At 42.1% G+C, this 15,650-nt stretch carries 12 protein-coding genes and 2 pseudogenes; 9 read left to right on the forward strand and 5 right to left on the reverse strand.

The window, feature by feature from the left end; genetic code table 11:
* Nucleotides 1-4: 4 nt before the first annotated feature.
* A complete protein-coding gene (gene cmoB / locus J5O05_RS02950) occupies nt 5-973 on the forward strand; it encodes a tRNA 5-methoxyuridine(34)/uridine 5-oxyacetic acid(34) synthase CmoB (protein WP_208843525.1) in 969 nt (322 codons plus the stop codon).
* Between the two features lie 144 nt (nt 974-1,117).
* Complete coding sequence (locus J5O05_RS02955) at nt 1,118-1,846, forward strand: helix-turn-helix domain-containing protein (protein WP_208843526.1); 729 nt, start codon at nt 1,118-1,120, stop codon at nt 1,844-1,846.
* Nucleotides 1,847-1,902: 56 nt separating this feature from the next.
* Here J5O05_RS02955 and J5O05_RS02960 read toward each other — a convergent pair whose 3' ends face one another.
* Complete coding sequence (locus J5O05_RS02960; protein WP_208843527.1) at nt 1,903-4,191, reverse strand: S8 family serine peptidase; 2,289 nt, start codon at nt 4,189-4,191, stop codon at nt 1,903-1,905.
* Nucleotides 4,192-4,563: 372 nt separating this feature from the next.
* Here J5O05_RS02960 and purM point away from each other — a divergent pair, with 372 nt between their 5' ends.
* The 3 genes and pseudogenes from purM (at nt 4,564) to J5O05_RS02975 (ending at nt 6,987) form a co-directional block, all read left to right on the forward strand.
* The gene (purM, locus tag J5O05_RS02965; protein WP_208843528.1) at nt 4,564-5,616 is read left to right on the forward strand and encodes a phosphoribosylformylglycinamidine cyclo-ligase; all 1,053 of its coding nucleotides are present in this window, start codon (nt 4,564-4,566) and stop codon (nt 5,614-5,616) included.
* A pseudogene (purN, locus tag J5O05_RS02970) lies at nt 5,616-6,260 on the forward strand (phosphoribosylglycinamide formyltransferase). The gene purM and the pseudogene purN overlap by 1 nt, the downstream one beginning before the upstream one ends.
* Nucleotides 6,208-6,987 (forward strand): DUF3108 domain-containing protein, encoded by a 780-nt coding sequence (locus J5O05_RS02975; protein ID WP_208843529.1) that lies wholly within the window; start codon nt 6,208-6,210, stop codon nt 6,985-6,987. Before purN ends, J5O05_RS02975 begins: the two are co-directional and overlap by 53 nt.
* 58 nt (nt 6,988-7,045) lie before the next feature.
* On the opposite strand, the pseudogene J5O05_RS02980 reads toward J5O05_RS02975, so the two are convergent.
* The 3 genes and pseudogenes from J5O05_RS02980 to J5O05_RS02990 all read right to left on the reverse strand — a co-directional run bounded on the left by J5O05_RS02980 (nt 7,046) and on the right by J5O05_RS02990 (nt 9,958).
* A pseudogene (locus tag J5O05_RS02980) lies at nt 7,046-7,814 on the reverse strand (class II glutamine amidotransferase).
* A gap of 266 nt (nt 7,815-8,080) precedes the next feature.
* Nucleotides 8,081-8,623, reverse strand: coding sequence for a hypothetical protein (locus J5O05_RS02985; protein WP_208843530.1), 543 nt, complete (start codon nt 8,621-8,623; stop codon nt 8,081-8,083).
* 474 nt (nt 8,624-9,097) lie between these two features.
* Entirely contained in the window at nt 9,098-9,958 is an 861-nt protein-coding gene (locus J5O05_RS02990; RefSeq protein ID WP_208843531.1) for a LysR family transcriptional regulator, read from the reverse strand.
* Between the two features lie 94 nt (nt 9,959-10,052).
* Here J5O05_RS02990 and J5O05_RS02995 point away from each other — a divergent pair, with 94 nt between their 5' ends.
* A complete protein-coding gene (locus J5O05_RS02995; protein WP_208843532.1) occupies nt 10,053-10,724 on the forward strand; it encodes a glutathione S-transferase in 672 nt (223 codons plus the stop codon).
* A gap of 140 nt (nt 10,725-10,864) precedes the next feature.
* Nucleotides 10,865-11,011: a hypothetical protein gene (locus tag J5O05_RS03000; RefSeq protein ID WP_208843533.1), complete on the forward strand. Its 147-nt coding sequence runs from the start codon at nt 10,865-10,867 to the stop codon at nt 11,009-11,011.
* A gap of 78 nt (nt 11,012-11,089) precedes the next feature.
* Here J5O05_RS03000 and J5O05_RS03005 read toward each other — a convergent pair whose 3' ends face one another.
* The gene (locus tag J5O05_RS03005) at nt 11,090-12,172 is read right to left on the reverse strand and encodes an MBL fold metallo-hydrolase (protein WP_425281514.1); all 1,083 of its coding nucleotides are present in this window, start codon (nt 12,170-12,172) and stop codon (nt 11,090-11,092) included.
* A 267-nt stretch (nt 12,173-12,439) separates the two neighbouring features.
* Here J5O05_RS03005 and J5O05_RS03010 point away from each other — a divergent pair, with 267 nt between their 5' ends.
* Both J5O05_RS03010 and fadE read left to right on the forward strand, forming a co-directional pair.
* On the forward strand, nt 12,440-12,991 hold the full coding sequence (locus J5O05_RS03010) for a YkvA family protein (protein ID WP_208843534.1): 552 nt from the start codon (nt 12,440-12,442) through the stop codon (nt 12,989-12,991).
* A 192-nt stretch (nt 12,992-13,183) separates the two neighbouring features.
* A complete protein-coding gene (gene fadE, locus J5O05_RS03015) occupies nt 13,184-15,637 on the forward strand; it encodes an acyl-CoA dehydrogenase FadE (protein WP_208843535.1) in 2,454 nt (817 codons plus the stop codon).
* Nucleotides 15,638-15,650 lie beyond the last annotated feature (13 nt).

Here is a 15,650-nt window from a genome sequence, read left to right on the forward strand (position 1 = left end):
AAACATGCAAGATTGGTTTAACGACTTTTATTCTGCAATCGCAAAAACATCATTATCGCATTGGCTAAACACGTTACCTAGCCAGTTGACCCACTGGAAAAATGAAGCCCAACATGGCGAATGGCCACAATGGGAAAAAGTGCTTAAAAATCTACCAGTGACAAACACGCAGCATGTCAACGTGAACGATAAAGTTGAGATTGGCCTTGCCAAAGAAATTTCTGACGGGCAACAAAAGCAACTCACGCATTTATTGACACGTTTAATGCCATGGCGCAAGGGGCCTTTCTTTTTGCACGGTATTCATATTGATACTGAATGGCGCAGCGATTGGAAATGGGATCGCGTATTACCGCACATTAGCCCACTCAAAGGTCGTCAAGTATTGGATATTGGTTGCGGCTCTGGTTATCACCTATGGCGTATGCGTGGAGAAGGCGCTGAACTCGTCGTCGGTATCGATCCGTCTGATTTATTTTTAGCGCAGTTCCAAACGGTTAAACACTTTAATCCAGACCCTCAAGTTCACTTCTTGCCACTTGGTGTAGAACAATTACCTGAACTTAAAGCTTTTGACACAGTATTCTCAATGGGTGTGCTGTACCATCGTCGCTCTCCAATCGACTTTTTAGCACAATTAAAAGCTCAGCTAAGAAAAGGTGGCGAATTGGTGCTTGAAACCTTAGTAGTAGAAGGCGATGTTCACACCGCATTGGTCCCAACTGATCGTTATGCAAAAATGCGAAACGTTTGGTACATCCCAAGTTGCGATGCGTTGAAATTGTGGTTAGAGCGTGTTGGTTTCAAAAATGTTCGCGTCGTCAATAAAGATGTTACGTCTTTGGACGAACAACGCAGCACCGATTGGATGCAAACCGAATCCCTCAAAGACTTCCTCGACCCAGATGATCACACTAAAACCATCGAAGGTTACCCTGCTCCACTTCGTGCAGTATTTATCGCAGAGGCGTAAACATCAAAATGGGCCGCAACCATTGCGGCCTTTCGATTTATTTCGTAATCTCATGATATTCCTAAATATTCCAATATATTCATGTTGGTATTTATGCATGACTAGCCAAGACTAAGGGAAAAATAACAGCAATAAGGAAAACCTATGACCTTCGGCCAATATATAAAACAACTAAGAACTGACAAAGCATACAGCCAACCAGAACTCGCGCTTAAAATGAATGTTGAACAAAGTTATTTATCAAAGTTAGAAAACGATAAATCCGTTCCATCCAATGATGTTTTTCGCAAGCTCCTCGCGGCATTAGACATGGACATCGCCGCATTTATGCAAGGAATAAAAAGCAGTGGTATGCGACACGAGCTGCGACAAATCCCAGATATTGAGATGTGGTCACGTGCTCACTCAAATAAACAGCAGCTTTCAAGAAAACAGTGGCTCAGTGCTGCAATTATTTCCATTTCGTTTGGTGGTGCCTTGTTGTTTAGCGGTCATGAAAAGATATTTTTCCCCGAAACGCAGTATGAATATGTCTCTGCGGGGGTGTTACTTGATGGCGAACCATTGCAAGTATTTGCCAACTGGGCAACGCTTGCCGTGCCTTTCGAAGAACAAGACGTCAGAGACAAAGTAAATCAGTATTACAAACAATTCGCACAGCGCCGTGATCCCAAATCAAAACTGCTGTTCACCTACCGGGGTGAAAGTTTTGTCGAAACCGATGCTCAAGGTCGACGTTTCTATGAGGAGGAAACAAACAAGCGCAAACAAGTGATTCGCTCTGAAAACGCTTGGATGCAATTTTTGGGTGTGTTTTCCTTGATAGCAGGCGTCACTATGGGTTCACTGCAACGGGCTTGGTTTAAACCATAAAAAAGCGGACTCATCGAGTTCCCTTCTAATTTGTATCACAAAACAAATTTATTTCATTATTTTGGTGTTGCAGTCACGTTAAGTGTAATACCACTTGAAGCGCTGTAACCATAGATATCAATGTACCAAGTACCTGATTGTGGGTTAGTGAAGCTACAAGACTCTGCGTTGCCGTTTTTGTATGGACGACAGTCGTAGTTAGACGTTGTAGATTGTGCACCGTGAGTTACATAAAGATCCGCGTCGCCTGTACCACCTGACATTGCGATGTTAAGGTCAGCGTAACCATCTACTAGGTCAACAGTGTAACGTTTCCAAGCGCGACGACTTACAGTTACATCGCTAATTGTTTCGTTAATTGGTTGAGCTGTACCTGGGTTAGTGCCTGAGTCTTCATCATAACTTGCAACTAGATTAATACCAGCAAATGCACTGTAGCCTTTCAACATCACGTGGTAAACACCACCTGACTGAGTCAGTGAACATGACTCGTTGTTACCAGTTTCGTATGGACGACAATCGTAGCTAGATGTTGTCGGTGCAGAACCAAATTTAACATAAAGATCCGCGTCACCTGTGCCACCTGACATTGCTACTTTCACATTAGTTGCACCTTGAGGTACTGTAAACGTGAAGAGTAGTTCTTCGTTTTTCGCACCAGCAAGACCTGATTTAGCAACGCCATTTTCAAGTTCAGAACCTGTTGTTGGTGGAGGTGTAACATCACCAGAACAGCCATTAGCTGTGATGTAATCAATAGCCGCTTTAGTTTGTACTAAACCATAACCAAATTTAACATCACGACCTGCTGCGCCTAAATCTTGTGCCGTCGCAGTTAGTACCGTACGGATTTCTGATGCTGTACAGCTTGGGTGGTGACTCCACACAAGTGCTGCAACACCCGCAACGTGCGGAGATGCCATCGATGTACCGCTCATTTTACCGTAGTTACCAGGGCCAATATTTAACGTTGCTGACATACCGATTTGGCCAAGCATTGTTGCGCCATCTGCGTCAGAAACAGTTACTGCAGGAATAGATGTTGCGTTCGTATCACCTAATGTACCGCCGAAGCTACCCGCTGCGTTGTTATAGATGACCGCACCAACACCACCGCTGTCTTGACAATTTTTAACTTTGTCGTGGAATGAAATGTTACCACGTTGAATTAAACAGATTTTGCCGCTTGCGCCACCGTCAACCGATTCACCTGTTGCGAAGTTGTATAGTGCTGCCATTGCAGAACCTTGGTTTTCCATCGCATTTGATTCAAATGAAGATGAACCGACTTTCAGTTCAACAACAGAGCCATCGCCTTCTGGGTAGGTTGAATATACATCAACACCAGGTGCTGCGATTTCAACTTGTGAGTTCTTTTGAGAGAAGTCTGCTAGTTCTTTGTTGCTATCAATAGCCGCAACAGACATAACTGAATCGTATGATGCTGGGTAACTCATTACATCAGTTGTTTTCGTCGCGTCGCCATCGTTACCTGCAGCAGCGATTAATAACATTCCTGCATCAGCCGCCGCTTGAATACCGTTTTTCTCTGTAGTACTTGAACCTTCACCACCAAGGCTCATGTTAACCACATCAGCACCAGCCGCTTTACACTTGTTGATTGCAGAAACTAAATCAGATGAGTAACCCCAACCTTCCGCATTAAATACTTTAATGATATGCATTGACGGGTCTGTACCGATTACACCGCGTACACCAATGCCGTTGTTCAATGCTGCAATTGTACCAGCAACGTGCGTACCGTGAGGGCCACCGTTATCATACCAGTTACCAGTACCGCTATCGTTAGTACCAGAGATTGTACCGCCTTTTGCGCCCATATCTTCATGCGGAAGATCTAAGCCTGAATCGATGATACAAATTTTCTTACCGCCTGCTGCAGCTGAAGCAACGCTATCATCTACTTGATCCGCTTGAACCATGCCGATGCCGTACGGTTGGCTTTGTGCCATTAGGCGGCGTGGTAAATCTTCTTCTACGTACTCAACCGCACTGTCGTTTTGTAATTTTGACAGTTGAGTTGAATCAAGCTCTGCAACAAATAGGTTTAAGTCTGATTTGAAATGTCCATTTTTGATGCCAAGAGTTGCCATTTTTAAATCAGCTACCTTTGCCATCGCTCCTTGCGCATTTTTACCTAGTGAAGACACTTGGTCTTTGTATTTAACAATGTAGCGCTTTGGTAAAGGAGATTTAACAGTCGCAACGGTTAGGTTCTCTTTTACAAATTCACCATTTGTTTGTGCTTGAATTGACGCTGAAACAGCCATAGAAAGTGCTGTAACTGCGAATAGTACGTGTTTGTTATTTTTCTTAGTCATCATAATGAACATTTCCAACTTGTTATTGCGTTCGAACAGAAAACTATCAGAACCAAAACAAAATTAACATCTCGACAACAGTGATTTTGTAAATAATTGTCAACAGAACTTACATTTAAACTTAACAAAATGAACATAAAACTATAATATTCATATAGATATATTTAGAATTTATACTTTAAATTTTTTCACTAATTCTCATTTTTAAATATCACTTCTGTAGATTTGTAAAATCTTAACAATTTTTATTAACAAATTGCGGACATATATCCTTGTTTGCACATCACACACTATGAAATCAACTAGCCCCTGCCTCGCAACTGTAGTAAAATGCCCGCGTTTCTAAGCAACCCCATTAATTTTTGAGGAAAACCTGTGAGCGAACAAAAACAGTCTCTTAGCTACAAAGACGCCGGTGTAGATATCGATGCTGGTAACGCATTGGTTGAGCGAATTAAAGGTGTAGTAAAACGCACACGTCGCCCTGAAGTGCTTGGCGGTATTGGCGGTTTTGGTGCTCTTTGTGAAATTCCAAAAGGCTATCAAGAACCTGTTTTAGTAGCTGGCACTGACGGTGTTGGTACTAAATTGCGTTTAGCTCTTGATCTTAAAAAGCACGACACAGTCGGTATCGACCTAGTTGCTATGTGTGTAAACGACCTAATCGTTCAAGGTGCAGAACCCCTCTTCTTCCTTGATTACTATGCAACTGGTAAGTTAGATGTGGATACAGCAGCTGACGTCGTTGCAGGTATTGGTAAAGGCTGCGAATTAGCAGGCTGTTCATTGATTGGCGGCGAAACGGCTGAGATGCCAGGCATGTACGAAGGCGATGACTATGATATCGCTGGTTTCTGTACTGGTGTAGTTGAAAAATCTAAAATCATTGACGGTTCAAAAGTTAATGCTGGAGACCAGCTTATCGCGCTTGCATCAAGTGGCCCACATTCAAACGGCTATTCACTGATCCGTAAAGTATTAGAAGTTTCAGGTGCTGATACAAACAGCGAACTTGAAGGCAAAGCCCTCTCTGCACACCTACTTGAGCCTACTCGCATCTATGTGAAATCTGTACTTGAGCTGTTGAAAGACGTTGATGTTCATGCACTTTCACATATTACAGGTGGTGGTTTCTGGGAAAATATTCCTCGTGTATTACCAGAAACAGCTAAAGCCGTTGTAAATGGTGCAAGCTGGAATTGGCCGGTTATTTTCAACTGGTTACAAGAGAATGGCAACATCACAACGCATGAGATGTATCGTACGTTTAACTGCGGTGTAGGTATGATTTTAGCTGTACCTGCTGATAAACTTGCGCAATCGCTTGAGATTTTGCAAGCACAAGGAGAAACCGCTTGGCATATTGGTGAAATTCAAACGCGCAACGGCGACGAAGAGCAAGTTGAAATTCACGGTGGTGCTCAATAATGACCCCAATCCGAATCGTTGTATTGATCTCGGGTAGCGGTTCCAATTTGCAAGCCATCATTGATGGCTGCAAATCTGGCTAAATTAACGGCAGCATCGCTGCCGTTATCAGTAACAAAGCAGACGCCTATGGCCTGACACGTGCAAAGCTAGCAGATATTCATACAGAAGTATTGGATCATAAAGCATTCGCTTCACGTGACGCATACGACAATGCCCTTGCAGACGTTATTAATCAATTTTCCCCTGATCTGGTTGTATTAGCCGGATTTATGCGTATTCTAACACCTGACTTAGTGCAAAAATTTAAAGGAAAAATGTTGAACATTCATCCATCTTTGTTGCCTAAGTATCAGGGGCTGAATACCCACCAAAGGGCAATTGACGCAAATGACGCTGAACACGGCGTTAGCGTACACTTTGTAACTGAAGAATTAGATGGCGGACCTGTAATCGTACAGGCCAAAGTAGCCATAGAATCTAATGAAACAGCACAAAGCCTTGCTGAAAAAGTACATGTTCAAGAACATGTCATTTATCCTTTGGTGGTCCAGTGGTTCAGTGAACATAGACTAACAATGGAAGCAGAACATGCAGTTCTTGATAACCAAGTTGTACCAGCACAAGGCGTTAACTACCCATAAAAATAAACAACGCGTCTTGGCTTTAAGCTTAGGCGCGCTTTTCTTCTCTTCTTTGCCTTTCACGCTAAGCGCTTCTGAACTTCAGCCTTATAAAGCTGATTACAATATTATGCGCAAAGGTAAAATTCATGGCGAAGCAAAAAGAGAACTAGAAAAAGCATCGGAGCAAACCTACGTACTGAAATATTCTAGCAATATTGAATGGATGATCTTTTCCGATGAGCGTAAAGAAGAGACCACTTTCCTCTTTCAAAATGATATGGTCCATCCAACGAGCTATTCGATGGTGCGGGAGGGTACAGGTCCTGACAAGTCGTATAAAATAGACTTCAACCGAAATGAAAAATCAATTACCCACAGTGACAAAAAATTTCCATTAAAAGTCGATTGGCGAGAGGACTGGCAAGACTTATTAAGCTATCAAACGCAGCTTCGTCTTGATGTAAAAGCGGGTAAAACAAAAGTCAGTTATCCGATCATTGGAAAAGAAGGCGACGAAAAGAATTACGAATTCGAAGTCGTGGGCACAGAAACGATTACGCTACCTATCGGCAATTTTGAAACGATCAAAGTTAAACGTGTTTATGATAACGATAAACGACAAGTTTATGTTTGGTTCGCTCCAAGCCTAGATCATATGTTGGTTCAGCTATTCAAAGGCAAGGATGGGGTTGAACAATTCCAAATTCAACTGAAACACTTCAACAACGAATCGGTAAACATTTAAATGAAAGAGGCCAAGGTAAACTTGGCCTCTTTCCATTACTATCTAAATTCGGTAATCGTCAAAATACTTTTTCACCCAACTTAAAGATCACGGCTTCACCTGGTGACATCTTTTGCCATGCTTCATCGTTCGTAAGGGGTCGAGTTGCAATCACCGTTACAATATCATTTGGCGTTGTCTCTTTTTGAAAATCAATCACGACATCAGCATCAATCAATGTTGCTTTGCCAAAAGGTGCTCTACGTGTGATCCAATGTAAGTTATTGCTGCAAAAGGCAAGCACGTAAACACCATCGGTGAACAACATATTGAACACACCTTTATCACGCAATCTATTTGCAAGTTTTGCTGCATATTTAAAAACGCTAAGCATGTTTGTTGGTCGCTTCGGGTATTTCTCCCTAATTTGATCTAAAATCCAGCAGAAGGCCAGTTCGCTGTCCGTGTTTCCTACTGGCTTATACCAATCAGTCAGTAAATCTTGATAATTTGATAACTGTCCGTTATGAGCAAACGTAATTTCCCTGCCCCACAACTCACGAGTAAAAGGGTGCGTATTTTCTAAACAAACTCGGCCTCGGTTACCTTGACGAATATGACTTATCACCGATACACTTTTGATCGGATAGGCTTTAACAAGTTTCGCTATTTCAGATGAGCAACTGGGTTCTGGGTCTTTAAACGTGCGACACCCTTTGCCTTCATAAAACGTAATCCCCCAGCCATCACGGTGTGAGACTCGTATTCCCGCCACGTTCAAGTAGACCAGAGAAGCTAAAACAGATATCAGTAGGCACATTAGCCGACATCCCTAACAATTCACACAATGCTATATTACTCTTTTAAATTAATAGGTTAAAACAGCTCGAGAGATCCAAAAACGATCCTGGTCACACATTCACTCCCAGTCATTAACCGTATTGATTACCCTGCTTGATATAAGCTTAATTTTAACTTGATTGTAACCCTGACAAGCACTGATAATTTAACCAGTAATGAGCAACGATTTCTAAATTTAGTTTGGTTGGTGAGCCATCAAGGTTTAGGCCGACAAAACGGCCGTGCACACGACACTCGTTGAAGCATCCTACACTTAGCGATTGTAGCGCCAGAAATGTGCGAACGGATAAGCACTGGTTGAGAACAGTGTCGCAGCATGGAGTGTGAGCACTGTTGTTTTATAAAAAGGCATTAATCCATCAAAACCGTAAATTCCTCGAGCTACAAACTGCGTTGCTTCAACAGAACAAATCAATACTGACAACACCAAATTCACCCGCGCAAGCGGAGATAACGCACAACCACCAATCCAATGGAACGCGACGAGTGCAAACATAAATCCACATTCCATGACAAACATTGATAAATAGAACAGCTGCCTTAACGCCATCTTTTCCATATCCAGAGCAAGAATATAGTCTCTAACTATGTCACTCGAAATCGGAAAAATAGCGACGCATACCGCAACGATAAAGCAGCTATGTAGTAGTGTATCTGAGCGAGTCTGAATTATGTTTTTGCCAGCAAAATAAAGTACTTTAAAACTGTGATAGCTCAAAGCTACCAACGCCACGTAGGCGACTAGCTCCAAGACAGTAATTAACCTACCCAGCACGGCTAACATGTTATTGAACATCGCGGTATTCCTATACTACTTGTTTAACTCCGCCTACGACTTCCAAACTCTCAACGCAGATTGGCTAATGCCATCAACTTTCTCATTTCGCGAAGCTACTAATGGAAAAGTGACGTCGAGGTCACAACGCACCTCACTCATTGCAAACTGCTCTACTACGCATGTTACACACCTGCGTTTTGGCAAAGAAACGGGATATGTTAATTTTATGGTTCCATATTAACAACAAAAACCATTTCTTACATCCCTAATACACTATGCTTTCATATTTTTATTATTTTCAACGCCCTATATAGAAACTTAGGTTGCGCAGTGTTAATTTTTTGCTTTGAATTATTATCCTGAAATCAATCCATGCAATTTATATAAGAAAGGAAACTGCCTCTCACCACCTATTTTGTGGACACAACCTCTAAATATGGTTTACCTCAGTTTAAAATTAATCAGTACGGTTACGAACTTCACGCCTCTAGATTATTCCTCTTCGTGTAAGTTCGCGTGCTCAAATTTTCTTGCTAAAGTAAACGCCAAGTCATTTGTAATAAACGCGTTTGGAATGTTTGCAATGATAAGTGCAAGCTCAACCACTGGCAGCGAGGGTAATTTAGCGTGTTCAACTTTAACGAGCGGAGATTCGCAGCTAATGTCCGCCATCGCGCCAATTGCTTGGTTTCCTAAAATGACAGACTTTTGTGCACTGAAGCTCTGACTCATTACAACAATATTGAAAGGGGTTGCCAGCTTTATTAATCCTTCAATGGCCGCTTGGTGAAATTTGCAGTCTTTTTCAAATACGGTGATTGGAATCACGTCACGTTCAACCAGTATCGAATTTTTTAGTCCCGCCCAAATTCCCTGCCCTCTAAGTAACAAGAATCCTTCTTCTGAGGCTGGTACTCGGCTTACGATCGCAAGGTCAAGCTGGCCAGAATCCAACATTATTCTCAATTGATAGCTCGGCCCGCAAACGACCTGTATTTCTATCTCATCGAAAGTATCGTTTAGAACGTTGACTAGTTTTGGTAAAACCGCATCGACATAATCATCTGGGCAGCCTACTCGAACAACATGCTTGATTGATTTATTTTTAACTGCCAACAGCGTTTCATCATGTAAGCTGACTAAACGTCGAGCGTACCGTGCCAATTGCTGGCCTTCCGCGGTTAAGTTTAAATTGCGCCCATTTTTCACGAAAATCGGTTTACCGAGTTCCATCTCAAGCTTTTTCATCTGCATGCTAATAGCAGCTTGCGTGCGAAACGCTTGTTTTGCCGCTCGTGTGATACTGCCCGTTTCAACAAAAGCGAGTAAAGAACGTAATGATTCAATATCCATAAGTAACTCTAATACGTTGCATAACTTTAATCAGATAGTTGTTCTTCACCATTATAAGTAAAGTAGGATCACTTTCTACAACAAGGAACTGAAAATGAAACTTTTTATCGCCAATAAAAACTACTCGAGTTGGTCGTTAAGAGCCTGGTTAATTCTCAATAAATTGGATATTAAACACGAAGAGATAATGTTGAAGCTTTTCACCAAAGCATTTTATCAATCGCTTCAAGGTATCGCCGCAAACTCAAAAGTCCCAGCCATACAAGATGGTGAACTCACCGTATGTGAATCTCTTGCAATCGGTGAATATATAAGTGAAGCTTATTGCTCAGGCGCAGGATGGCCAAGTACTGTAGCGGAAAGAGCGAAAGCTCGTGCGCTGAGCGCTGAAATGGTAAGTAGTTTTACGGCACTTAGAACTGCGATGCCGATGAATATCCGAGCAAATCGTCGAGTCGACATTACCGTCGCGGTGCAAAAAGACATATCGAGAATCAACGAAATATTCAGCCAACACAGTAATTACGAAGGAGGATGGTTATTTGGTAATTGGTCAATCGTTGATGCCATGTATGCCCCTGTTGTGTTGCGCTTTAAAACATATGGTGTGTACCTAAGTCCTCAAGCACAGCAATATTGCAACCATGTACTAGGCTGCCCAACGCTCAAACGATGGATTGATGCCGCTCTTGAAGAAACCGACATTGTTCCAGAAGATGAAGCAGGGGAAGAGTATGTGCTGCGTGTTATTCAACAAGATTCATAGTCATTGCCTTACATTATAGCTATGAACTTAATGGTCGAAGTTTGCAGTTTCGCTTTATTCTCTATATGGTACGAATAGCTGGTTGAATAAATATCACTCAATACAGCGATGACTAACTAGTGATTAATAAGGAGATAAAAATGTTACTACGTTTAAAATTAAACAAAAAAAACGTCAAAAATCTTTTAGGTAACAAAAAAGCACTACCAATTAAACAAACAGCAGCGATAGGTGGTGGGACAGATATTTCAATAGATGGCAACTGCAGTACTATCCAAACAAAGTAAAGTCCGAACAACGCAGATTAAGAGGGGCTATCAGCCCCTCTTTGCGCAATCTTTAAAATTTTAAGTTAAATTCACACGCTACAACGAAATCGATTCGCCCTCATTCAATATGTAAGCAGGTACTTTACTGTTTAATCGTTCTTTCATGTAAAGTAGTCGTTTTAATGGAGCATGAGCACTTACGTCTCCCATGCCCCAACTCTTATTTCCATAACCCCAGGGGATCATTACTTTACAGCCTAATTCTTGTGCCGCGACAAGCGCATCTTCGGGGGTAGTGTGAACATACCGAAACCAATTCCCTTCTTCTGGATGATAATAAGACGCTATGGGCAGCAAACAAATGTCAATTTCTCCATACTTTTCTTGAATGTCCTTGAAATGTTTTGAATAGCCGGTGTCGCCTGCGAAGTAAAGTGTTTTCCCTTGATGCTCAAATACCCATCCACCCCAGAGTGTCTTTCCATAGTCACTATATAAAAACGGTACCCACATTCGGTTGCTAAAGTGGTTGGCGGGTACAAAGTGAATGTTAACTTCGCCTAGTTTGGTCTGTGCATACCAAGACATCTCGGTGATGTTGTAGTTTCCAGATGGAAAATAATCTGAAAATTCAAGTGGGACGAAATAGTTAGGTTTAGCGCCTATTGCTTGAATATCCGATTTATTAAAATGGTCATAATGAATATGTGAGTAAAAAACGGCATTTACAGCTTCAAGTTCCGCAGCAGTAGGCCAATTAGGTGTATTTCTATTTCTCCCTCCACTCACCACAAATGCCCAATTCACAGGCCAATCAAACTGACCGCTTACAGGGTCTAAAAGCCAAGTTTGTTCGTCTGGTGTTTTAATAAGAAAACTAGCATGTCCCAGCCATTGAACGGTAAATTGAGTTTGCAAGACAGGCGATATTTGCTTGCCAATGTAATGACATCTATCGTCCGGTTCTTCACAAATTAAATCGGGATGCGCTGGATAGCAGCTCTTTTCACAAGTCACTGGATACGTTTTTTTACCCGGATAAGCGTTACTAAATATTGCTTCGCTTTGCCCACTTTCTGCGTACTTTACAGGATAATTCTCATTATTAATTACGGTAACTCGGTGTTGGCTCGCACAACCCGCCAATAAGGCGAAAATCATAAAGTGATGAAATTTCAACAAGATTTCTCTATTGTTAATTTTTAATCATTAAATCAAAGCGACCTAGCAATTGCTACGACTATGGTAAAGCGGCCGAATTTTGTTGGTAATTACTACGTGAAATTTCAGACCAATTATCGGGTATTGTCATTAGTCTTTTTGGAAAATCCCGACTATAGTGTGACTTACACTTTTGGGTAAGTTCTGGCAAGATAGAGTCATAGGTACATGCCTAACTTAAAAAAGAAAAACAACAATTTATGATCATTTTTCAGGGAGTAATACATGTCTTTAGAAATTAATTTAGAACTAACTGATGCTGATTTAGCTCACTTCCGTCATTTAATGGATGCGGCAATTGCAAAATCTGAACAGCTCTCAAATGAGGAAATTATTTCTCGTGCAAAGGCATTGGTTGAGAAAATGGAAAGCGCTCCACTTCCTGAATTTGTTCAGTCCCGTTTAATGTCGTTAAGTGCATTAATCAATGCGGTTCAAGATGAAGAATGGCAAATGCCGGAAGATGAAAAGAAAGAAATCATGACCTCGTTAGCGTATTTTAGTGAACCAGAAGACATTGTCCCTGATCACGTGCCTGTCATTGGCTACCTTGACGATGCAATCATGATTGAACTTGTACTGCAAAACCTATCTTTGGATTTAAAAGCCTACCGTGAGTTCTGTGGTTTCCGAGCGACAGAAGAAGCTCGCAGAGGTGAAGCTGCAAATGTAAATCGTGAGAACTGGCTAGCTGGTACGCGAGCGCAAATCCGCTCATCAATGCGCCGTAACCGTTCAGGTGCTAAGCGACCGTCTTTCTTCTCTCGTATAATGTAATCTCCTTTTTACAAAGACGCCGCTGACTCAAATTGACGGTGGTGTCTTTGTCCTCACACCAAGCTAAGTTTGGCTATACTTTAGATCCCAATCGTCCTTGAACCAACCACGTTGCACATTTTTAACTTGAAATAAACACAGGTTATCGCTAGTCTAAGCAAGGTGGTCAGACCTCTTATAAGGAAGAACGAAATGACACTCTTATTCACTTTAGCTTTGATAGCAATGCTTGCTATCGCAAGCTATAACCGCGCTAGCTGGAATACCAGCGTAGGTATTGCGGCTGCAACACTCATTGTAGGGAGTATTGCTGGCGCATTCGGTACTTTTTCTTGGCTTCTATTTTTAGCGATTGTGCTACCACTTTCTCTAACAAATATTCGTCAACAGTATATTGTTGCTCCTCTTTTCAAGACCTTTAAAAAAATCACTCCGACAATGTCAGAAACTGAGAAGTCGGCAATTGACGCGGGTACGACTTGGTGGGAAGCAGACCTTTTCTGTGGAAACCCAGATTGGAAAAAACTGCACCAATATCCGAAACCTCGCCTTTCTTTAGAAGAACAAGCATTTTTAGACGGTCCAGTTGAAACCGTTTGCGCAATGCTAGACGATTGGAAAGCAACACACGAACTAACGGATCTTCCGCCTGAAGTATGGCAATACCTCAAAGACAATAAGTTCTTTGCGATGATCATTAAAAAGCAATATGGTGGTCTTGAGTTTTCTGCTTACGCGCAATCATGCGTTTTACAAAAACTAACGAGTAAATCGACGCTACTGTCTTCAATTGTTGGTGTACCTAACTCATTAGGCCCAGGTGAACTTCTACAACACTACGGCACTAAAGAACAAAAAGACCATTATTTGCCACGCCTTGCAAAAGGCGACGAAATCCCTTGCTTTGCACTTACCTCACCAGAAGCTGGTTCAGATGCCTCTTCAATTCCTGATTTTGGTATTGTGTGTAAAGGTGAATGGGAAGGTAAAGAAACTCTTGGTATTAGTCTGACGTGGAACAAACGTTATATTACTCTGGCACCAGTGGCTACTGTACTTGGTCTTGCATTTAAGCTTCGTGACCCTGAAGGTCTTTTGAGTGACAAAGAAGAATTAGGCATCACGTGCGCGCTTATTCCAACATCAACGCCAGGTGTAAAAATCGGCCGTCGCCATTTCCCGCTTAACGTGCCTTTCCAAAATGGTCCAACACAAGGTAATAACGTCTTCGTACCATTAGACTTCATTATCGGCGGTCCAAAAATGGCAGGTCAAGGTTGGCGCATGCTGGTTGAGTGTTTGTCTGTTGGTCGTGCAATTACACTGCCATCAAATTCGACCGGTGGCATCAAAACACTTGCACTTGCAAGTGGTGCTTATAGCCGTATTCGTCGTCAGTTCCGCTTACCTATCGGTCAGATGGAAGGGATTGAAGAAGCACTTGCCAAGCTTGCTGGATACGCATACAGCAGTGATGCTGCAGTATGTATGTCTACCGGCGCAGTTGATTTGGGTGAAAAGCCATCGGTTATTTCAGCTATTTTGAAATACCATTTAACTGAGCAAATGCGTAATTCAACCATTCATGCTATGGACATCCATGGCGGTAAAGGTATCTGCCTAGGTCCAAATAATTACTTAGGCCGAGGTTACCAAGGCGCGCCAATTGCGATTACCGTTGAAGGCGCGAACATCCTAACTCGTAACATGATTATCTATGGTCAAGGTGCTATCCGCTGCCATCCGTTTGTTCTTGCTGAACTAAATGCAACAACGATGACAGATAAACAAGCAGCCCTTGAAAGCTTTGATAAATCATTAATGGGTCACATCGGTTTTACGATTTCAAACTTAGTGCGCACTAAATGGTTAGCATTAACAGGTGCGCGTTTTACGAAAGTGCCATTTAATGACGAAACAGCGGTGTTCTATCGCAATGCAGCTCGTTACAGTGCATCACTTGCATTGATGTCTGATATTTGTATGGCTGTCTTCGGTGGTTCACTTAAACGTAAAGAGCGTATTTCTGCGCGCTTAGGTGATCTTCTGAGCTACCTGTATTTAGTTTCAGCCACGCTTAAACGTTATGACGATGAAGGTCGTCAAAAAGAAGATCTGCCGTTTGTACAGTGGAGCTGTCAAGAGCACTTGTATCTGTGTCAACGTGCATTGGCTGACCTTATCAATAATATGCCTTCAGCAGTGCTTCGTGGCGCGCTTAAAGTCATGCTATTCCCATTTGGTCGTCCTGTTCGTAAACCAACAGATACGCTTGAGCACAAATTAGCGCATATGCTTCAAGTGCCTAACGCGTCACGTGACCGTCTAGCCAACTTCATCTACGTAAAAGATGAACCGTTGAACTTAATTGGTAAACAAGAGCAAACATTGAAGGACATCCTTGCTGTTGAGCCTTTATTCGACAAAGTATGTCGTGCCAAAGGCGAAAAGCTGCCATTTATGCAATTAGATAAAGTGGCACAAATGGGCTTAGAAGCAGGTATTTTAACTGAAGCTGAAGCTGAAAAATTAGCAGCGGTGGAAGAAAAGCGTTTAGCTGTAATCAATGTTGATGATTTTGATCCGAAGGATCTGCTTGCTGGTAACGCAGCAAGAGCTGTCTCAAGCGAAGCGACGACAGCCTAAATAAAAAAGTGGA

Origin of the sequence: Pseudoalteromonas xiamenensis (assembly GCF_017638925.1) — a bacterium.
Classification (GTDB): domain Bacteria; phylum Pseudomonadota; class Gammaproteobacteria; order Enterobacterales; family Alteromonadaceae; genus Pseudoalteromonas; species Pseudoalteromonas xiamenensis.